Source organism: Salinimonas lutimaris, from assembly GCF_005222225.1.
Taxonomy (GTDB): domain Bacteria; phylum Pseudomonadota; class Gammaproteobacteria; order Enterobacterales; family Alteromonadaceae; genus Alteromonas; species Alteromonas lutimaris.
Window position 1 is genome coordinate 3,490,830 of sequence record NZ_CP036536.1, and the last position, 19,970, is coordinate 3,510,799.

At 49.4% G+C, this 19,970-nt stretch carries 15 protein-coding genes; 9 read left to right on the forward strand and 6 right to left on the reverse strand.

What is annotated here, in order from left to right; all coding sequences use genetic code 11:
- From EZV72_RS15410 to EZV72_RS15420, 3 genes are all read right to left on the reverse strand, one after another.
- A complete protein-coding gene (locus tag EZV72_RS15410; protein ID WP_137168067.1) occupies positions 1 to 1,341 on the reverse strand; it encodes a Na(+)-translocating NADH-quinone reductase subunit A in 1,341 nt (446 codons plus the stop codon).
- A gap of 442 nt (positions 1,342 to 1,783) precedes the next feature.
- Positions 1,784 to 2,962: an enoyl-ACP reductase FabV gene (gene fabV / locus EZV72_RS15415; RefSeq protein ID WP_137168068.1), complete on the reverse strand. Its 1,179-nt coding sequence runs from the start codon at positions 2,960 to 2,962 to the stop codon at positions 1,784 to 1,786.
- A 153-nt stretch (positions 2,963 to 3,115) separates the two neighbouring features.
- A complete protein-coding gene (locus tag EZV72_RS15420; protein WP_137168069.1) occupies positions 3,116 to 3,736 on the reverse strand; it encodes an FKBP-type peptidyl-prolyl cis-trans isomerase in 621 nt (206 codons plus the stop codon).
- 231 nt (positions 3,737 to 3,967) lie between these two features.
- On the opposite strand from EZV72_RS15420, the gene ppc reads away from it, so the two are divergent.
- The 3 genes from ppc (at position 3,968) to EZV72_RS15435 (ending at position 8,943) form a co-directional block, all read left to right on the forward strand.
- Positions 3,968 to 6,589, forward strand: coding sequence for a phosphoenolpyruvate carboxylase (ppc, locus tag EZV72_RS15425; protein ID WP_137168070.1), 2,622 nt, complete (start codon positions 3,968 to 3,970; stop codon positions 6,587 to 6,589).
- A 273-nt stretch (positions 6,590 to 6,862) separates the two neighbouring features.
- The gene (locus EZV72_RS15430; RefSeq protein WP_137168071.1) at positions 6,863 to 7,459 is read left to right on the forward strand and encodes a PepSY-associated TM helix domain-containing protein; all 597 of its coding nucleotides are present in this window, start codon (positions 6,863 to 6,865) and stop codon (positions 7,457 to 7,459) included.
- Positions 7,460 to 7,470: 11 nt separating this feature from the next.
- Positions 7,471 to 8,943, forward strand: coding sequence for an NADPH cytochrome P450 oxidoreductase family protein (locus EZV72_RS15435; RefSeq protein ID WP_175405140.1), 1,473 nt, complete (start codon positions 7,471 to 7,473; stop codon positions 8,941 to 8,943).
- Between the two features lie 102 nt (positions 8,944 to 9,045).
- Here EZV72_RS15435 and mdh read toward each other — a convergent pair whose 3' ends face one another.
- The gene (mdh, locus tag EZV72_RS15440) at positions 9,046 to 9,984 is read right to left on the reverse strand and encodes a malate dehydrogenase (protein WP_137168073.1); all 939 of its coding nucleotides are present in this window, start codon (positions 9,982 to 9,984) and stop codon (positions 9,046 to 9,048) included.
- Between the two features lie 223 nt (positions 9,985 to 10,207).
- On the opposite strand from mdh, the gene argR reads away from it, so the two are divergent.
- Positions 10,208 to 10,672 carry a transcriptional regulator ArgR gene (argR, locus tag EZV72_RS15445; RefSeq protein ID WP_137168074.1) on the forward strand — a complete coding sequence of 155 codons (465 nt, stop codon included), beginning with the start codon at positions 10,208 to 10,210 and terminating at the stop codon, positions 10,670 to 10,672.
- A gap of 74 nt (positions 10,673 to 10,746) precedes the next feature.
- On the opposite strand, the gene EZV72_RS15450 is transcribed toward argR, so the two are convergent.
- Both EZV72_RS15450 and EZV72_RS15455 read right to left on the reverse strand, forming a co-directional pair.
- On the reverse strand, positions 10,747 to 11,433 hold the full coding sequence (locus tag EZV72_RS15450) for a type 1 glutamine amidotransferase domain-containing protein (RefSeq protein ID WP_137168075.1): 687 nt from the start codon (positions 11,431 to 11,433) through the stop codon (positions 10,747 to 10,749).
- A gap of 210 nt (positions 11,434 to 11,643) precedes the next feature.
- Complete coding sequence (locus EZV72_RS15455; protein WP_137168076.1) at positions 11,644 to 14,673, reverse strand: TonB-dependent receptor; 3,030 nt, start codon at positions 14,671 to 14,673, stop codon at positions 11,644 to 11,646.
- Between the two features lie 413 nt (positions 14,674 to 15,086).
- Between EZV72_RS15455 and EZV72_RS15460 the strand changes: the two genes are divergently transcribed.
- The 5 genes from EZV72_RS15460 to EZV72_RS15480 all read left to right on the forward strand — a co-directional run bounded on the left by EZV72_RS15460 (position 15,087) and on the right by EZV72_RS15480 (position 19,924).
- On the forward strand, positions 15,087 to 15,956 hold the full coding sequence (locus tag EZV72_RS15460; RefSeq protein ID WP_232364441.1) for a type 2 periplasmic-binding domain-containing protein: 870 nt from the start codon (positions 15,087 to 15,089) through the stop codon (positions 15,954 to 15,956).
- Positions 15,943 to 16,926, forward strand: coding sequence for a hypothetical protein (locus EZV72_RS15465; protein ID WP_137168077.1), 984 nt, complete (start codon positions 15,943 to 15,945; stop codon positions 16,924 to 16,926). Before EZV72_RS15460 ends, EZV72_RS15465 begins: the two co-directional genes overlap by 14 nt.
- Before the next feature lie 159 nt (positions 16,927 to 17,085).
- A complete protein-coding gene (gene udk, locus EZV72_RS15470) occupies positions 17,086 to 17,709 on the forward strand; it encodes a uridine kinase (RefSeq protein WP_137168078.1) in 624 nt (207 codons plus the stop codon).
- Between the two features lie 18 nt (positions 17,710 to 17,727).
- Positions 17,728 to 18,939, forward strand: coding sequence for a NupC/NupG family nucleoside CNT transporter (locus tag EZV72_RS15475; protein ID WP_137168079.1), 1,212 nt, complete (start codon positions 17,728 to 17,730; stop codon positions 18,937 to 18,939).
- Positions 18,940 to 19,084: 145 nt separating this feature from the next.
- On the forward strand, positions 19,085 to 19,924 hold the full coding sequence (locus tag EZV72_RS15480; RefSeq protein WP_137168080.1) for an isopenicillin N synthase family dioxygenase: 840 nt from the start codon (positions 19,085 to 19,087) through the stop codon (positions 19,922 to 19,924).
- Positions 19,925 to 19,970: the final 46 nt, after the last annotated feature.

The following is a 19,970-nucleotide window of genomic DNA, read 5'->3' on the forward strand; positions in this document are numbered from 1 at the left end:
TTAACCCTCTTTCTCAATAGTGGTCAATACGTCGCGCAGGATTGGGCCGTAGTTGTATTTGCCAGGGCATACGTAAGTACACAGTGCCAAATCTTCTTCGTCCAATTCCAGGCAACCTAACTGCTGAGCACCGTCAGTATCACCAGAGATCAGGTCCCTAAGCAGCAGCGTAGGAATGATGTCCAGAGGCATAACGCGTTCGTAGTTACCAATTGGCACCATCGAGCGCTCGGAGCCATTGGTTGATGTCGTCATTTCGAACTTCTTGCTAGGTGACAAGTGGCCAAGGTATGCGCGGGTAACAGAGTGCATATCTGAGCCCGGCGTAATCCAGCCAAACAGTTTCTTCTCACGACCTTCTTTAATCAGTGACACCTGATTATGGAAGCGTCCAAGGAAACCGTGTACACCTTGTGCCGTTGTACCGCTTAGTACTGAGCCTGAAATAACCCGTACTTCACCGTCAACGATCTCTTTAGCGATTAATTCTTCGATATCAGCGCCCAGTAATGTACGTACCAGACGAGGCTGTTTAGCAGCCGGACCACCCAGTGCCACAACACGACGGTTGTCCAGTTCACCGGTTGTCAGCAATGCACCGATTGCGATGACGTCCTGATAATTAACATGCCAGACAGTTTTTGCATTACCTGCGCTGTCCAGGTGATGGATATGCGTACCTGGCAGACCTGCCGGGTGCGGACCACCAAATTCCTGTACGTCCACTTTGGCATTGCCGGTAGCAACCTGTGCACCAGGTGCCTTACACACAAATACCTTACCGCCGCTCAGTACACCCAGGGCATTCAGACCATTTACAAAATCGTCTTCACGCTCTTTAATGATAACGGTCGGGTCGCCGGCTAATGGATTAGTATCCATCGCGGTAACAAAAATGGAATGCGGGGTTGAGCCCAGTGCTGGAGCCTTGCTGTAAGGACGCGTCCGTAATGACGTCCACAACCCGGACTCTACCAGCGTTTGCTGAAGCTGTTCCTGTGAAGCATTGGCGATCTGGTCAGCGGCAATCTTGTCAAAAGTAACAGCATCGTCACCTTCGATTTTAACTACAACAGACTGAAGAACACGTTTGGCACCACGGTTTACCTCTACCACCTCACCGGCAGCTGGCGCAGTGAATTTAACGCCCGGATTCTTTTTGTCTTCAAAAAGAATCTGGCCTTTTTTCACTTTATCGCCAACCTGGATGTGCATGGTAGGTCGCATACCCACATATTCTTCGCCCAGAACGGCAACGCGCGAGACAGCAGCTCCGTCGGAGATTTGCTGCTCTGGCGCTCCCTTAATAGGGAGGTCGAGACCTTTCTTGATTTTTATCATATGTAATCGCACTACTCTAATAAAAGAACCCTTTTGCATGTCTGCACCATACCGTGCCTGACAGCATGCAAAAAAACTCTGGTCCAACGGTACCCAACCCACAGTATCGTTGTTGTTCTGTAAGTTCGCTGCGCAGACCTTCTTCGTGGCCCGCTACCGTAGTCTAATGTTGATATTTATTCTTGTAGAGCTGACACCGGGCTTATCCGTCACTCAAGCGTTCTTCGGCGCTTTTTTACTGCCTTGGTCATGAAATGGTGGTAGAACTACCGCCATCTAACTTCGGGATTTTAACATTATCTGGCCACATTTCGCTATGCAAATTATAGATTAACGAAAAAAATTGTTAATAGTCGAACCTGCACCGCGTTCACCGATTATACAACAATGCGGTCAAAACGAAAAAAAAGCCGTCAAAAGTGACGGCTTTTTAATCTCTTCGCTACCAGGCAGCCTGAGGATCAACATCCTCTTCATAATCGACACTGTCGATATCAAAGCCGAATAACTTTAAAAATTCATGGTGATAACCGGCATAATCACTCAGTTCATGGAAGTTTTCCTGAGTGACCTCGTCCCACAGCGCCTTAATTTTGGCCTGGGTCGCGGCATTGGTTTCTTTGCCGTCCATACGAAAACGATTGGCTTCATCCAGCGTAGGCGTTTCACCATACAGACACTGTGTAAACAGACCTTTAATCTGTTCAATACAGCCTTCATGTGTGCCTTCTTCTTTCATCACTTTATAAATCAGTGAGATATAAAGCGGCATAACCGGAATGGCAGAGCTGGCCTGCGTCACCAGCGCTTTCAGTGATGACACATGAGCATCTACCAGCAGTTCAGCATGCTTACCGTTGATCGCTGATGCAGCGCGATCCAGATCTTCTTTGGCCTTACCGATCGTAGCCTGTCCGTAGATAGGCCAGGTCAGTTCTTTGCCGATGTAGGTGTACGCTGTAGTTTTGCAACCTTGTTCAAGTACATCGGCAGCGGCCAGTGCATCCAGCCACATTTCCCAGTCTTCGCCGCCCATCACTTTGATAGTATCAGCGATCTCTTCGTCGTTGGCTGGTTCAAGGGTCACCTCATGAACCTGATCTTTGTCAGTATCATAAGTTTTGGTGGTGTAGGCCTGACCAACCGGCTTTAGCGTAGATTTGTACGTAATGCCGCTGTTGGGATCCGTTCGGCGCGGTGACGCCAGGCTGTAAATCACCAAGTCCACCTTACCCATTTCCTGTTTGATCTTCGCGATCACATCATCTTTGAGTTCGTGAGAAAAAGCATCGCCATTGATCGTTTGGGCAAATACCCCTTCCTGTTCAGCAAACTGATGAAATGCTGCGGTGTTATACCAGCCAGCGGTACCGGTCTTACGCTCTGTTGGAGCTTTTTCAAAGCACACACCCAGCGTTTTTGCGCCATACCCGAATGCGGCGGTAATGCGTGAAGCCAGCCCGTAACCGGTAGAGCTACCGATAACCAGCACATTTTTAGGGCCTGCGCCCAAATCACCCTGCTGGCGTACATATTCAATTTGTTGAGCAACTGACGCGGCACAGCCCTTAGGGTGCGCGTTAGTGCAGATAAAGCCTCTTACTTTCGGCTTGATGATCATAATCTACATCCTTTGCTAGTTGTGCCAGTATTGTAAACACGCATCAGGCAATGACAACTCTGAGCAGATCAACCTGAGCTTTTGTCCGGCCAGTGTATCACCGACGGGTAAAAAAAAGCCTGTCGAATGACAGGCTTGCTTATCTTTATATGACTACGCCAGAATATCCAGCAGTTCTACGTCAAACACTAATGTTGTGTATGGCGGAATAGCACCACCGGCACCTTGTTCACCATAGGCCAGTTCGTGCGGCACATATAAGCGCCATTTTGAACCGGCTGTCATCATTTGCAGGGCTTCCGTCCAGCCTTTGATCACGCCGTTTACCGGGAACTCTGCCGGCTGACCGCGTTCAACAGAGCTGTCGAACATGCTGCCATCAAGGAATGTGCCGTGATAGTGAACACGGACTGTGCTGTCAGCGTTTGGCTTGTCGCCTTCACCCGTAGCAATCACTTCGTATTGCAGACCCGTGTCAGTCACCTGAATTTCTTCGCGCTGGGCATTTTCAGTCAGGAATTTTTCACCTTCTTCGATGCGACCTTTGCTTTCTTCTGCTTTGGCTGCCTGCATGCGCTGATGAATCTCAGCAAATGCAGAACGCAGTGCGTTGTTGTCTACCTGCGCCGCCTGGCCGGTAAACGCATCCTGCAGACCTTCTACCACTGCATTGATATCCAGACCGTCAAACGGGTTAGATTTCAGTTGCTCGCCCATTTGAAAACCAACACCGTAGCTGGCCTGCGTTTCTACTGAATTATATTTCTCGGACACAATCTCTCCTGAAATTAAATTACGAATTTTGTTTAAATATTCACCAAAACGGAATCCGTCGTGGTCAGATTTTAAAAACCGCGGGCAGTGTAACATACCCTTAATTTACTTGCTCTAGAGGATATACTGAGGGTTAAATTCGTTATTAAAAGGTTTAATTTATAACATAATGAGGTTAGACAAGTTGAAAAGTAGGCAGTATGGTATTTGCCACGAAAGTAGGAGGATGCCATGCAATCACATTATGATGCTGAACTTAAAGATACAGTGAGGTACCTGGGGAAAACTCTGGGGGAAACTATTCAGGCAGAGCTGGGACAGGAGTGGCTGGAACGGATTGAACAAATCCGTAAAGATGGCCGCGCGTCTTATCAGGGCGATACAGATTGTAGTGAAAATCTGAAAGAAACTTTCAAAACCCTTTCCGACTCAGACTTGCTGACCGTCGGCCGGGCATTTGCTCAGTTCCTCAACCTGGGCAACATCGCCGAGCAGGAATATAACAGTGCAATGAACGTGGATGCGTCACTTGATGCCCTGTTCAAGCATCTGGATAAAGCAGAGTTGACCAAAGACAATGTACAAAAAGCGGTCAACAAGCTGAACATCGATTTGGTGTTAACCGCTCACCCCACCGAGGTGACCCGCCGTACCCTGATTCACAAACACAAAGAACTGGCAGACTGCCTGCAGGCAGTACACCAGGAGACCCTTGGGGATCATGAGCGTAAACGCATTGAAACCCGTATTGCAGATTTGATCAGTCAGGCCTGGCATACTGAAGAAATTCGTTCTGAGCGCCCCACTCCGGTGGATGAAGCGCGCTGGGGCTTCTCGGTTATTGAAAACTCTTTATGGGAAGCCGTGCCCGAATTCCTGCGTGAACTGGATGAGCGCCTGGAAGCCGATTATGGCGTTAACCTGCCACTGGACTCTGCGCCAGTACAGTTTAGCTCCTGGATGGGCGGTGACCGTGACGGTAACCCCTTTGTAACAGCCAAGCTGACTGAACAGGTGCTGTATCTGGCGCGTAAACGGGCAGCCAAACTGTTTGCCATTGATTTTGACCGCTTGCAGGTAGAGCTGTCGATGTTTGACTGCAACGACGCCCTGAGTGATGTGGTGGGTGATGTTAATGAACCTTACCGGGCGCTGTTACGTCCGCTGGTTAAGCGTTTGCAGGCTACCCGCGATGGTATCAGTGACCTGCTGATGGGCAAGAATGTTGATCAAAGCGACTGGATTAAAGACAGTCAGGATTTGCTAGAGCCACTTCAGCTCTGCTATGACTCGTTGTGTGAGTCTGGCATGAAAGTGACTGCCAACGGCCTGCTGCTGGATACCATCCGCCGGGTGCGCTGTTTTGGTGCCTGTCTGCTGCGTCTTGATGTACGTCAGGACTCTGAACGTCATGCAGACGTGCTAAGCGAAATTACCCGTTATCTGGGTCTGGGTGACTATGCCCAGTGGAGTGAAGCAGACAAGCAGGCTTTCCTGCTTAGAGAACTGTCATCCAAACGTCCGCTGTTCCCGGCCCACTGGGATGCGTCGGCCGATGTAAAGGAAGTGCTCGATACCTGTAAGGTAATTGCCAAGCACAACAAAAACGGCTTTGGTATTTATATTATCTCCATGGCCAGCCAGCCTTCTGATGTTATGGCGGTTCAGCTGTTATTGCAGGAAGCCGGTGTAAGCTGGCCCATGCCGGTTGCTCCGCTGTTTGAGACACTGGACGATCTGAATAATTCGCCGGATGTTATGCGCAACCTGCTGTCTATTGACTGGTACAGAGGCTACGTAAAAGGCCGTCAGTTCATCATGATCGGGTATTCTGACTCGGCCAAAGATGCCGGTGCTCTGGCCGCAGGCTGGGCGCAGTATGAGTCGCAGGAAGCACTGGTTAAACTGGCCGAAGAATTTGATGTAACACTGACGCTGTTCCATGGTCGTGGTGGTACGATTGGCCGTGGCGGTCTGCCTGCCCATGCGGCTATTTACTCACAGCCGCCAGGCTCACTGGAAGGCGGTTTCCGGGTAACTGAGCAAGGCGAAACCATTCGCTACAAGTTTGGCATGCCTAAGCTGGCCAAACGAAGCCTGGGTATTTACGCCAGTGCGATTATCGAAGCCATGTTGTTTCCGCCACCCGAGCCAAAAGCCGAATGGCGTGAACTGATTACCAAAATGGCAGCAAAAGGCCGGGATAACTACCGCGCCACCGTTCGTCATGATGAAGATTTTGTGCCCTATTTCCGGGTTGCTACGCCAGAACAGGAACTGGGTAAACTACCACTGGGCAGCCGTCCTTCTAAGCGTAAGCCACAAGGTGGTATTGAAAGTCTGCGGGCAATACCGTGGATTTTTGCCTGGGCTCAGACCCGACTGGTACTGCCGTCCTGGTTGGGTGTAATGCGCGCCATTGATTCGGTAAAGGCGGAGTCTGACGAAAAGGTGGTGGCAGAAATGTTCAGGGACTGGCCATTCTACCGCTCTCGTCTGTCGATGCTGGACATGGTATTTCATAAGGCCGACCCGCGCATTAGCGAAGCGTATGACGAGCGTCTCGTGCCAAAAGAACTTAAGCACTTTGGTAAAGCCTTGCGCGAAGAGCTGGGAGAAAGTGTAGAGTCACTGCTGAAACTGACCGGTGAATCTGAAATCATGGCTCAGGATCCGCAGGGTAAAGAGTCAATGAATATTCGGGCGGGCTACCTGCAGCCACTGCATTACTTGCAGATTGAACTGCTTGACCGGGTGCGTAAAGCCGGTGATGATGCGCAGAATAGCGCGCTTGAGCGGGCGATGATGGTTACTATTGCCGGTATTGCTATTGGTATGCGTAATACAGGTTAATTTCGCCTTTTAAAGTGAATACAACAGCCGGTGCATGGCAACATGCACCGGCTGTTTTTTATCTCTATTTCTTCGTCGTCAAACTCCTACCGCGCGGTGTACCATCATCCCGGGCCATTGCACACTATGTCATTTCGTCTGTTACCCTTCACCTTTATTCCTGATAATAAGTCTCACTTAGATTTAATGGACTGAATTGTGATAAAGTGTCGCATTCATCAGTTTTCTTATATGCCTGCCGGCAGGTATCAGCAGGTTAACAGAGAGTCATCAATGCGTTTGAGTTTGGGAAGTGTCCGCCAGTGGCACTGGATTTCTGCGGCGGTCTGTATGGTCGGTATGCTACTGTTTGCCATTACCGGTATAACGCTTAATCATGCAGCAGACATACCTGCCACCCCGCAGGTTACCACTGTTGAGGCCACCGTACCTGACCGGCTGCTGACGCAATTAAATGCCCTGCCTGCCGGTAAAATTGCCGTGCCTGATGATCTGCGTCAGTGGCTGGCAGACCAGGCGGTGTACCCGCCGTCCTCAGTACAGGCTGAATATGACGGCCTTGAGCTGTATGTTGCCTGGCCCGGGCCCGGCCAGGATCACTGGCTGGCGATAGACGCAGAGCTGGGTGAACTGCTCTATGAAGGCACAGACCGGGGCTGGATTGCCTACTTTAACGACTTACATAAAGGCCGCAACACCGGCGCGGTATGGTCGTGGTTTATTGATATTTTTTCGGTCGTGGTGATTGTGTTTACCATTACCGGTCTGCAGCTTCTGATTCGACAGGCGCCGCACAAAGCCTCAACCTGGCCGGTGACAGCCCTGGGAGCTCTCATTCCGGTGCTGATCATGCTGGTTTTTATTCATTAGGCGGTATGTGGATGAGTGAACAACAGCGCCTGATTCTGGCCCTTCTTTTATGTGTGATGTATATCACCTGGGTGGCGGTGAAAATCGCCCGGCATTGCCGTAACCAGTACGCTGAGCGGCAAGCTGCTCACAGCCAGGTTATTGTTGCCTATGCCAGTCAGACCGGCAATGCCAGAGCGCTGGCAGAGCAGCACGCCCAACGGTTGCAGCAAACCAGTGAGGTCACCCTGCTGCCGTTTTCAGCACTTACCCCACACAGCCTGGCTGACTGTCGCCGGGCACTGTTTGTTGCCAGCACCTACGGACAAGGCGAACCTCCGGACAACGGCCGCGCTCTGGCCCGTCGTCTTGCCCACCTGCCGGCATCAGCACTGGCCAACCTGCAATTTGAGGTTATTGCCCTGGGCGACAGCCGGTATCCGGATTTCTGTGCGTTTGGTAAGCGGCTTTTTGCTCTGTTAAGTGCAACCGGCGCGCAGCCTCTGTCACCCCTGACCTGTCTGGATCACGCCAAAGGCGAGGATGGCTCGCACCTGGATGAAGCCAGCCAGCAGGTAGTCACACTAATACTGGCAGACCAGAAATGGTTGAATCCCGGCAGCGAACACAAGCTGTTTTCAGTCATCCTGAACGCCCTGCCAGAAGACCTGCTCTGGCAAGCCGGTGACATACTGGATGTGCAGCCACAACACAGCCATGAGCACGTTGCACAATGGCTGGCTGATAATGCTATCTCGCCTCCAGCGACACTGACTATCAATGGATCACCATGGCAAACCACACACTGGCTCGCCAGCCGTGAGCTACTTACCATCCCGGCGCATCATTCCAGTAATGCGCCAGTGCCAGCGGATAAGGTGGCTGCCTATCTTAGCCAGCTTCCGGCGCTGACCTCGCGCAGCTATACCATTGCCTCGTTGCCTGGTGAGCAGCAATTACAACTTATTGTGCGCCAGGCCCGCCGTGATGACGGCAGTCTGGGGATCACCTCAGGCTGGCTCACCGAGAATGCTGCACCAGGCACCGCCATTACCGCAAAGCTGCACGCCAATCCGGACTGCCATCTGGCATTACTCCCCGCCCCACTGCTGCTAATCGGTGCTGGCAGCGGACTGGCCGGAATCCGGGCGCAGTATCATCAGTTTGTGCAGGCCGGGCATCATCATGGTATGACTATTGTGTACGGCGAACGTGAGCCCGATTGTGACAATGTACTGGAGGCGCAGCTTGGTCCGCCCACCGATAACGAACATCGCTATACAGTGTTCTCGCGGGATCCGGTGCATCCGGCCTACGTGCAGGATAAACTGTCGGACCTGGCTGGCGAGCTGCATCAGCTGGTTAAAAATAACGGGCAGATCTATGTATGTGGCAGTTATGCCGGAATGGGTCAGGCAGTACACAATACCCTGATAGCCTTGCTGGGAGAAACTACCGTGCAGGCATTAATTGACAGTCACCGTTATCACCGGGATATCTATTGACCCGGCACTTAGTATTACCGGGTAACAAACCGTGTTGGCAGACATAAAAAAGCCGGGCTGCCTTTTTCAGGAAGCCCGGCTTGTCACCAGCAGAGTACAGTTTTAGCCGTTTACGAAATCAACACCAATTTTGATGTCGCCACGCAGGCCTTCCAGCATCTCTTCTTTTGCTTTTTGTTCGAAATCGCTCAGTTCGCCGTAAGGCAGAATTTCTTCTACACCGTTTGCGCCAAGACGCACTGGGTGTGCAAAGAAAGCAGCATCATCGCTGTCATCAGTCTGAACATAAGTATACTCAACGACGTTCTCGCCTTGCATAGCCGCCGCTAAAGACAGACAGAAGCGCGCTGCCGCCTGACCCATAGACAGGGTTGCAGAGCCGCCACCGGCTTTTGCTTCAACCACTTCAGTACCGGCATTCTGGATGCGGGTTGTCAGGCTGGCGATTTCTTCATCAGAGAATGAAACACCTTCAACCTGAGACAGCAGAGGCAGAATCGTTGTACCAGAGTGACCGCCGATAACCGGAACGTGTACGTTCGCAGGATCCAGATCTTTCAGTTCAGCCACAAAAGTTTCAGAACGGATAACATCCAGTGTTGTTACACCAAATAGTTTGTTCTTGTCGTAAACGCCTTTTGCTTTTAAGGTTTCAGCAGCAATTGCTACCGTGGTGTTTACCGGGTTGGTAATAATACCCAGGCATGCACTTGGGCAATGCTCAGCCACACCTTCAACCAGCGTTTTAACGATACCCGCGTTGATATTGAACAGGTCAGAACGGTCCATACCCGGCTTACGAGGAACACCAGCAGGGATCAGCACAATGTCTGCATCTGTCAGCGCTACGCCCAGGTCGTCTTTACCGTGACCGGTTACTTTCACTGCAGTCGGGATGTGGCTCAAATCAACCGCAACACCAGGAACCACTGGAGCAACATCGTACAATGCCAGTTCAGAACCGGCTGGCAATTGTGTTTTCAACAACAATGACAGCGCTTGACCAATACCACCTGCAGCACCTAACACGGCTACTTTCATTTCATTTCTCCTATGGAAATTTCACGTTTTATAACGGAACGTCACACTATAGTAACGTAAAGAAAAAGACAATCACCGGATGGTCGTACACCCGCTTTACGTGCAGACTGTCTCATCACTTATGCATTCGGCTGCATGATTATGCAATTAAATTGCCTAAAGTCCAGCTCTACGGCACAATGATAGCTCTTTGTGTTATCTCACACCAACAACAGAAGGCGCTATGGCAAACCAAAAACAAGAGCTACTTATCAAAGCGTTTAAAGAAATTCTGAAAGCCGAAAGTTACGGCTCGCAGGGCGACATCGTCGAAGCACTAAAAGCCCAGGGCTTTGATAATATCAGCCAGTCAAAAATCTCCCGTATGCTAAGCAAATTTGGCGCGGTACGTACCCGTAACGCCCGTGGCGACATGGTCTATTGCCTGCCCCCGGAACTAGGTATGCCCACGGCCAAAAGCCCGCTGAAACAGCTGGTACTGGATATTGTACACAACAATGTCATGGTGATCATAAGAACAAGTCCAGGCGCAGCGCAGCTTATCGCACGACTGCTGGACTCACTTAGCTCCAAAGATGGCGTACTGGGCACCATTGCAGGTGACGATACCATTTTCATCGCCCCGGCAGATGTATCTAAAATTGAAACCCTGCGTCAGCGGGTAGAAGACCTGTTTGACAATGTTTAGTTGAAATGTCTGGCCTGACGACGTTCAGTACAATCGATAAAAAAATACCCCGCTCAGGCGGGGTATTTTTATGTTTACTTGCTCAGGTGTGCAATGACGGCTTCAGCCGAAGGGCGTGAAGAAGGTGGGTTCTGACCGGTAATCAGATGACCGGATTCCACCACATAAGACTCAAAGTCACCTTTTTTGCTGTATTCACCACCGATTTTTACCAGCTCGTCTTCTACCAGATAAGGTACAACGTCGGTAAGACCTACCGCATCCTCTTCGGTATTGGAAAACCCGGTTACCGGACGACCTTTAATAAAATAATCGCCAGACGTATCTTTCACATTTTTCAGCACAATGGGCGCATGGCATACAATACCTACCGGCTTGCCGCTGTGCAGGGTGTCTTCAATCAGCTTCTGTGAAAGCTCGTTGTCCGCCAGATCCCACAACGGACCATGACCGCCCGGGTAAAATACCGCGTCAAATTCTTCGGCTTTCACGTCATCTAATGGAATCGTCGAGGCCAGCGCGGATTTGGCGTTGTCATCATCTGAAAAACGCTTAGTGTCGTCGGTCAGCGCATCATCGGTCAGGCTTGCCGGGTCAATTGGCACCTGCCCGCCCATAGTCGAGGCCAGGGTAATTGTGTAACCCTCGTCAACAAAGGCATAGTAAGGAGAAGCGAATTCTTCCAGCCACATACCGGTTTTCTTGCCCGTATTGCCAAGAATATCGTGCGAGGTCATCACCATTAAAATGCGTTTACTCATCGTTCGTCTCCAGTTAAGAAAATTCGTATGTTGATACTCAAGCTGTGGCGATTCAGATTGGTTTTAAGGATAAATCATCAAAAACTACGACAGGCCGTCTTCGTAGCGCGGTGAGCTGCCCATAAAAAAATACCCCGCCAGAAAGGCGGGGTATGGAGAATAAAAAGGCCGGCAGTATCACCTGCCGGCAAACACCTTCACGTGTTCTTTTTAGAATGTGTAGTTAACACCTACACGGATTTCCCATAAAGAGGCATCACCCTGACGGCTCTCCGGGCTGGTATTACCAACCGTTGCCGTATTGAAAGACACTTCTTCCAGCACACCCCAGTCATCGTTCAGCATGTTGGTAAAGTTATCCACAACAAACCATACACGGGCAGTGTGATCTTCAGAGAATGCAGGAATCTCCTGACGTACTGCAATATCCACCTTGGTCCACCAGCTGCTTTCTTCGGCATTACGTTCGTTACCCATAGGTAATACGTTGTTGCTGTCTAAGAACGGGGTGAAATTAAAAATACCGTTAACCTCTTCATCAGAAATCGTGAAGCTGTAAGGACGGCCAGACTGTGAAACCGCAAATGCCGAAAACGTTGTCTGCAATCCGCTGATAAGCTCTACGTTATAACGCAGATCAGCCGTAAAGCGGTGCTCAATGTTCCAGTCTGAACGTGACGATACCTGATCATTCGGGTTGGTAAACGCACGGAACTGGTAGTTAGAAAACGCCACTGAACTGGTCATTGGCTGAACATCTTCAGAGTCGGTATACGAGTAACCACCGGTAAACGAGATACCGTTATCCCAGTTTTTGCTCATGGTACCGGTAACCGAGTACGAGGTAGAGGTTTCATCTGAATTGGTCAGCTTGAATGAAGATAAACGATTGCTTTCGTAAATCGCATAACCTTCATCGTTAACACCCACCTGATCCAGATCGCCTTTCAGGATAATCGCCTGATCTTTGGTAAAGCTAACCAATACGTCAAAGTTAAACAGGTAATCTTCATCTGTGACGTGCGTCAGACCGGCAGAGATTTTCCACTCGCTGGGCATATCAAAATCAGGGTCTAAGTAGTTAACCTCAAAATTACGGCCTTCTCCCGCATCCATTTGAGCATCCAGGTCACCCGGAATTGAATAGCCTGGGCCTACTGGCGCGCCTTCTTCGGTATTTACCCAGACAAAGTCGCTGGCCAGAATGTTTTCATAAACATTGGAGACTTCACCACCGGTAACATTGGTGTTCTGATAATTGTTGGTCATCCATACATTCGGGTTACCACCCGAGAACAGGCCAACCCCACCACGTAGTTCAGTGCTGTCGCTCAGCGTATAGTTAAAGCCAACACGAGGCTGCAACAGGCTGATACCATCCAGGTTTGCATTGTTAGCAAAACCGTAAGACTCTGTAAATTCTGGATTTTCCAGTGGGCGGTCTGAGGTAGTCAGCCAGTCATAACGTAAACCCGCTTTAATTTGCAGGTCGTCGGTCAGATAGAACACATCCTGAAGATACACGCTGTGCGACTTATAGCCCCACTCAGCAGCACGGTCCAGCAAGTTACCTGAGTAGGCATAACCATAGTCCACATCAGCATTGGCACCGTTCTGGAAGTCGTCAATACTGTCAAATTCAATGGTGGTTTCAGAGTGCTGTACAAACAGGTTGAAGATATTCAGATCATCTACTTCATAACCAAAAGTGGCGGTGTGACCGTTGTCGAAGTAGTAGTGACCACGGAACATCAGGCTCAGTGCGTCATAGTCCAGGTCATTGGACTGACGGCTGTCATCAGAACCCAGGTACACTCTTACATTGTCACTCTTGTCTTCCGGATCGTTGTCCAGATTAACAATAATTTCGCCAAAGTCGTTACCACCGATTGTCCCATCGCTGTATAGCGAGTTCTGGCGGTTATCCAGATCAATGTGAGAAACGCGAATTTCAGTAGAGAATTTGTCTGTCCAGTCTGAATAAAGCACACCGGTCAGCGTTTGCATTTCCGCACCACGCTCATACAAGTGGCCCTGGAATTCAAACTCGTCTGAGTCACCGTCTGACTGCGAATAATTGTTGCCGTCGTTGTAGTTGTAAGTAAAGGCAAAACGGTGGTTGTCGTTGATGTTCCAGTCTATTTTAACCAGCAGCTTTTCATCTTCATTTGCCAGGCTGGCAGGTACCGGACCTGGATCAAAACCGTATATGTTCTGAGAAATCGCTGTAATCTGGTCAATCTGCGCCTGAGTAATGTTGACCTCATTGATAGCACCTGAGCCTTGTGCGCCACGGTCAAACGTATTTGCACCGTCTAGTTTTTCATAGGCAGCAAAGATAAATAGCGTATCTTTAATCAAAGGCGCGCCCACAGTAAAGCCGTAACGCTTTTCGGTGTAAGAACCCAGCGTAATATCATCACCTTCCAGTGAATCACCACGCAGGCTGTCGCTGCCGTAATCATAAAACGCCGTACCATGAACTTCGTTGGTACCGGTTTTACTTACCGCACTGATGTTACAGGCTGAGAAGCCACCGTAAATAACATCAAAAGGCGCAATTTCTACAGATACACCCTGAATGGCGTCAAAAGAGAATGGCATTCTTTCAGTAGGATAGCCGTTAGAATTCAGACCAAACAGGTCGTTCATCCGCACACCATCAACCGTCAGGCTGTTAAAACGGGGGCTTTTACCCACACACTGAATACCGTTGCTGCCGCCTTCGTTTACATAAACACGCGGGTCCATACGAACAATGTCGGTCAGGTCACGGTTAATGGCCGGCGCTTCCTGTAGGGTTTCTAAATCAAAGCTAGCTGTAGGGCCAACCTGACCAAATGCCAGACTGCTCACCTGAGAACCAGTAACTACGATATTTTCAACACCACCCTGCGGCTCCAGCACGCGGGAGATATTTGCTGGCTCACCCAGCTCAAGATAAATATCGTTGATGGTCTGGTCAGCATACTCGTCAGAGTCAATCTCGACAGTGTATGGACCACCTACACGCAGACCGCGTAAGCTAAATGAACCAGCACTGTTTACCACAACAGTTTTGGCAGAACCGGTTGGCACGTGAATAACCTTTACCACTGTTCCTGGTGCAGGATTTCCGTTCGGCCCAAAAATCTGACCATTCAGGTCAGAGGAGGTAACTTGCGCCAGGGCAGTAGATGAAATACCTACTGACAGCGCCACAGCCACCGCCACGCGGCTAAATTTAGATTTAGAGATCATAGGTGTGTGTTTCCCTTTGTATTTGTAATAAGGAGATGTGAAGCCTGTTTGTCAGCTCTTCTTCTTATGTGTGCTGACTATTTATGCGGCAGATTGTTAGCAACGAATGTTTCAGAAAAATGACAACTTTTTGTTGGTCTGTCTATCTATACCCGCAACTTGCTTTACTTTTTATCGTTCAGGGTAATCTTATATCTGAATCAGTGCTTCGCTTCTGGCCGCTTTTTATATGTTGCCTATGCACAACGCTCATTCTTTACACAATTAACTTGAGTAAACAGCGTTTAATAAGATTCAAAATAAAATGTAAAATACACATTAAAATCAGCAAATTAAAGCCTTTCGGTAAATTTACTTATTGAAACAAGTAAGCTTAACTGGTGAAATGGCCCAATAAATAAGCCTACGTTCAGATGGATTTAAAACGCGCTGCTATGTTCAGGTTCTCAAAGTTTCTGCTAATCGGGATGATTGCTGCGGCATGCTTTGGCGTTGGTTTTTTTCAAAAGTTTTATGAACTTTTAGTGATCCCCCCACAGATTGGCCATTTTTCCACCTGCTCAGCACCGCTCTCTGGTAACCGTGAAGTATTAAATGTGTATCTGACCGAGACTGCGTTTGCCCAAAGTATGCAAGAGCAGTTATGCAATAACCCGGTGGTAAAACGCCAGTTTGGCAATGTGCATCTGGTTGTCGGCCAGAATGACTACGACACATTTCGCTATATCAATCATGGGGTCAGCGACCTGGCGCTGGTTAAAAGCAATGTGGTGGAGGCCTTTTCTGCCAACCTGATATACGATTATCACGAGATAGCAGCCCACGCCAGCTATAGCGCTTACTTTATCTCGCTACGTGAAAAACCGGTGCTGTCCAAAGAATATCTGCTGGGTAAAAAGGTAGGTCTGCTGGATTATCCCAGTAGCCGTTCGGGTAACATTGTGCCTAAAACTGTCTTGCAGTCGCTTGGGCTCAATGACACGAATGTTAATATACAGTACTACAGCTCCCATCAGGAACTGCGTCGGGCATTACTGGATGGCGAGGTTGATATCATTTCCAGTTATTGGGCCGTGGATGATAACACCCGGTTATCGCGCAACTATATTACCGCGCTGGAAGATAATGTTAGTGGTATGCGTTGGTATCTGAAAATGCAAAAACGCAACACTGACTTACGCTGCGCGTTGCAAAATGTGATAGAAAATGCCACCCGCACAGTGGACAAACGCTATTATCAGCAGGTAGAGATAATTGACAGGTGCAGCCATGAAACTGACTGAGATAACCCACCGACAATGGGCCGGTTACCTGCTAATTTCGGCGCTGCTGCTTATTGCTATTCAGGGGCTTATCAGCCTTGGCCAGTTAGCCGGTTATAAGCTGACGTATCATCACGCCATTGATAATATCGAGAACCGAATCAGTCTGGATTCAGCCTACCTGGATATTGGCAGCAGAATGATGAATACACCGGTGAATCAGTCTGCAGTCAGACGCTATGCAGGTCGCCTCAACAATGAAATTAGCAAACTGGATTACCCGGCGCGCGTGGTCGCCATGCAGGGTGTTGAGATAGACGATACGTGGTCAAAGGTGGCAGAACCAACACACGCCGCTTATAGCCAGCGTGAGACCATTTTGCTGACCTCTGCCGAGCAGCTGATTGAAGTAACTGTAGCGGTGCGCCCCTGGTATGCCGCCTTATCATTGCATCCGGGCGCGATCATCGCGGCTTTGCTGCTGGCTATACCTGTGTGCAGACAGCGTATACGCAGCCCACACCCCAGGCGCAAAGCCCGAACGGTGGAAAAAGAGCCAAGTCAGCCCCGACTTATTATAAATCTGCATACAAAAACGTTACACAACGGTATGTGTGTTGATGATTTTACCATGCAGAACAAGCCCTTTTGTTTCTACGTGGCACTGGTTAAATACTGCATTGATAACCCCGATGCCCAGCTATCTCATCATAAAGATGTGCCAGCTGAGCTTATTCAGGCCGCTAACGGCGTGTTTGCCCGGCTTATTGAGCTTGGACACACCAAACGTAAACGCCCTGATTTTAACGCTAACCTGGATAAAACACTCAGCGAAATCCGTTCAACCCTGGAAGAGGCATTCGGGCAGTATGCCCAGGCCAAAGAAAAATACTATCCGCCGCGAGCGCAGGGTGAGGGATCTCGCTCCAAGCAGCATTCGTTTACACTGACCAACATTACTGCCGAGGACGTTGAAATTATAGGACATTAAGCGTAACGCGAGCACACCGGATGGTGTTCCCCTACTCTACATTGATGCTGAAGCACTCGCAGCAAAGACTGCGCCATTAGTCTATTAATTTTAACTTAAGATTGATTCACGGGGCGCATTTGCGTATCTTTGCAGGAGTTAAAACAGCCCTCAAGTGTTATGCAGTCTCCATTAATTATTGCTATATCCGGTGCATCAGGCTCCGGCAAATCGCTTTTTACCGAAAATCTTATCAAAGCTTTTGAAGTTCAGGGTCAGCCTGTGCAGATTTTGCGCGAAGATCATTATTACCGGGCGCAGGATCATCTGGCGATGGAAGATCGTGAGAAGAATAACTACGATCATCCTAATGCTTTTGAGCACGAATTGCTCAAAGCGCATCTGCAGGCTCTGCGTCATGGTGAGCCAATTGACTACCCGCATTATTGCTTTAAAACCCATACCCGCCTGCCAGACACAGAACGTCTGAACCCGGCGCCGGTCATTATTCTGGAAGGCATTATGCTGCTTGCCCGCCCAGAATTACTGCCCTTATATGATGTGAAGATTTTCATCGACACCCCGCTTGATATTTGTCTGATGCGACGTATGATGCGCGACGTTAAAGAACGTGGGCGTACCATTGAGTCTGTTGCCAAACAGTACGAAGCAACGGTTAAGCCTATGTATCATCAATATATTGAGCCCAGCCGTTTTACTGCCGATGTGGTAGTCACCCAAGGCGGCAAAAACCAAATCGCCCTGGATGTGATCAAGTCCCACATTCAACAGGCGCTACAATAATAAAAAAGGACCCTTCCTATGGTAAGTTTACTGGGTATTGCCGTATTGCTTGGCATTGCACTTTTGCTATCTTCGGCCCGGCGTAGTATTAACCTGCGCACCGTGGGTGGCGCATTTGCCGTTCAGGCGCTCATTGGTGCTTTCATCCTGTATTACGAACCCGGCGTCAGATTTTTAGATGGTGCAACAAGCTTTGTTGCCAGCATCATCGGATTCAGCCAGGAAGGGATCGATTTTATCTTCGGGCCGGTAGGCAACCAGAGTCTTGGGTTTATTTTTGCCTTTAACGTGCTGCCGGTTATTGTCTTTTTCTCATCGTTAATTGCTGTTTTATATTACCTGGGTGTGATGAACTGGGTGATTAAACTGATTGGCGGTGCTCTGCAAAAGCTGCTCAATACGAGCCGCCCTGAATCCATGTCAGCGGCAGCCAACATTTTTGTGGGTCAGACTGAAGCCCCTCTGGTTGTACGTCCGTTTATTCCGCATATGACCCGTTCAGAACTGTTTGCCGTGATGGTGGGTGGCCTGGCATCTATCGCCGGTTCGGTCATGGCGGGTTACGCCAACATGGGTGTAGAGCTTAAATACCTGCTAGCGGCCAGCTTTATGGCAGCGCCCGGCGGCTTGCTAATGGCCAAGATCATCATGCCGGAAACCGAAAAGCCTAAAGAAGAACTAAAGGACATTAAATCCGAAGACTCAGATTATGCTAATGTCTTTGATGCAGCGGCCAGCGGCGCTGCATCAGGCTTACAGCTGGCGCTGAATGTAGGCGCGATGCTACTGGCCTTTGTTGCCCTGATAGCCATGCTGAACGGGCTGATTGGCTGGGCTGGCGGCCTGTTTGGTTACGATGACCTGTCGTTCCAGCTTATTCTTGGTACTCTGTTACAACCGCTTGCCTGGGTCCTGGGTGTACCATGGAGCGAAGCCCAGCTGGTCGGTGGTTTTATTGGCCAGAAAATTGTGGTGAATGAGTTTGTTGCCTATCTGGATTTTGTAAAGTATCAGGCCGAATTGTCGCCCATTACTCAAGCGATTGTGACATTCTCTCTGTGCGGCTTTGCTAACTTTTCTTCTATCGCCATTTTAATGGGCGGGATTGGCGCGATGGCCCCGACTCGTCGTAAAGAAATCGCCACACTGGGTATGCGGGCAATTATTGCTGCTACACTGTCTAATTTAATGAGTGCAGCACTGGCTGGTTTCTTTCTTACGCTGGGGTAAATATTCAGCAGAAAGTGGACTAATTAGTCAACTTTGTATACATTAGCGAACCATTGAATGCCGGCTGTTTTTCGCACAGCCGGCATTGTCGTAAACAGCAGGATGGTTTAATCATCCGCCCTACAAATAGTTACAGGATACAGTTATGCAATTAGTTGCTGTTGATTATCAATCTGAAAACGCCAAACGGGATTTTGTCGAGTCTTTACGTAAGACTGGCTTTGGCGTGTTGAAAAATCACCCTATTCAACAGTCGATGGTAACGGACATCTACGACACCTGGCAGTCATTTTTTGATAGCGAAGACAAGAATAACTTTGTTTACAACAAGGGCACTCAGGATGGTTTCTTTCCACAGAGTGTGTCTGAGACTGCTAAAGGCTTCACTAAAAAAGATATTAAAGAGTACTACCACTTTTATCCGTGGGGTCAGTGCCCTGAAGCATTGCGCCCGCAGCTGGAGCAGTACTACAAAGAAGCCAATAACCTGGCACAGGAGCTGTTGTCCTGGATTGAAGAGTGCTCGCCTGAAGATGTGAGCAAGCTGTACAGCCAGCCGCTGTCTGACATGATCAAAGACAGTGACCAGACGCTGCTTCGCGTGTTGCATTACCCACCACTAAGCGGTGACGAAGAAGTGGATGCGATTCGTGCAGCAGCGCACGAAGATATTAACCTGATCACTATCTTGCCGGCCGCCAATGAGCCAGGCCTGCAGGTCCAGGCCACAGATGGCAGCTGGTTAGAGGTGCCTTGTGACTTTGGTAACCTGATTGTGAACATTGGTGACATGCTGCAAGAAGCATCCGGTCACTACTTTCCGTCCACCACGCACCGTGTGGTTAACCCGGACAATGCAGATATGACCAAGTCGCGTATTTCTCTGCCCCTGTTTTTACACCCCCGTCCGGATGTAAAACTGTCAGAACGTCATACCGCAGGCAGCTACCTGCAAGAACGCCTGAAAGAACTGGGCGTTATCTAAGCAGTACCCGCGATACTAAACAAAAGCCACGACCCCTTGTGTCGTG

Bases quoted from the DNA above. Each gene is read 5' to 3' on its own strand.
- EZV72_RS15410 (WP_137168067.1), bottom strand. From the start codon at position 1,341: ATGATAAAAATCAAGAAAGGTCTCGACCTCCCTATTAAGGGAGCGCCA.
- fabV (WP_137168068.1), bottom strand. From the start codon at position 2,962: ATGATCATCAAGCCGAAAGTAAGAGGCTTTATCTGCACTAACGCGCAC.
- ppc (WP_137168070.1), top strand. From the start codon at position 3,968: ATGCAATCACATTATGATGCTGAACTTAAAGATACAGTGAGGTACCTG.
- EZV72_RS15430 (WP_137168071.1), top strand. From the start codon at position 6,863: ATGCGTTTGAGTTTGGGAAGTGTCCGCCAGTGGCACTGGATTTCTGCG.
- EZV72_RS15435 (WP_175405140.1), top strand. From the start codon at position 7,471: ATGAGTGAACAACAGCGCCTGATTCTGGCCCTTCTTTTATGTGTGATG.
- mdh (WP_137168073.1), bottom strand. From the start codon at position 9,984: ATGAAAGTAGCCGTGTTAGGTGCTGCAGGTGGTATTGGTCAAGCGCTG.
- argR (WP_137168074.1), top strand. From the start codon at position 10,208: ATGGCAAACCAAAAACAAGAGCTACTTATCAAAGCGTTTAAAGAAATT.
- EZV72_RS15450 (WP_137168075.1), bottom strand. From the start codon at position 11,433: ATGAGTAAACGCATTTTAATGGTGATGACCTCGCACGATATTCTTGGC.
- EZV72_RS15455 (WP_137168076.1), bottom strand. From the start codon at position 14,673: ATGATCTCTAAATCTAAATTTAGCCGCGTGGCGGTGGCTGTGGCGCTG.
- EZV72_RS15460 (WP_232364441.1), top strand. From the start codon at position 15,087: ATGGATTTAAAACGCGCTGCTATGTTCAGGTTCTCAAAGTTTCTGCTA.
- EZV72_RS15465 (WP_137168077.1), top strand. From the start codon at position 15,943: ATGAAACTGACTGAGATAACCCACCGACAATGGGCCGGTTACCTGCTA.
- udk (WP_137168078.1), top strand. From the start codon at position 17,086: ATGCAGTCTCCATTAATTATTGCTATATCCGGTGCATCAGGCTCCGGC.
- EZV72_RS15475 (WP_137168079.1), top strand. From the start codon at position 17,728: ATGGTAAGTTTACTGGGTATTGCCGTATTGCTTGGCATTGCACTTTTG.
- EZV72_RS15480 (WP_137168080.1), top strand. From the start codon at position 19,085: ATGCAATTAGTTGCTGTTGATTATCAATCTGAAAACGCCAAACGGGAT.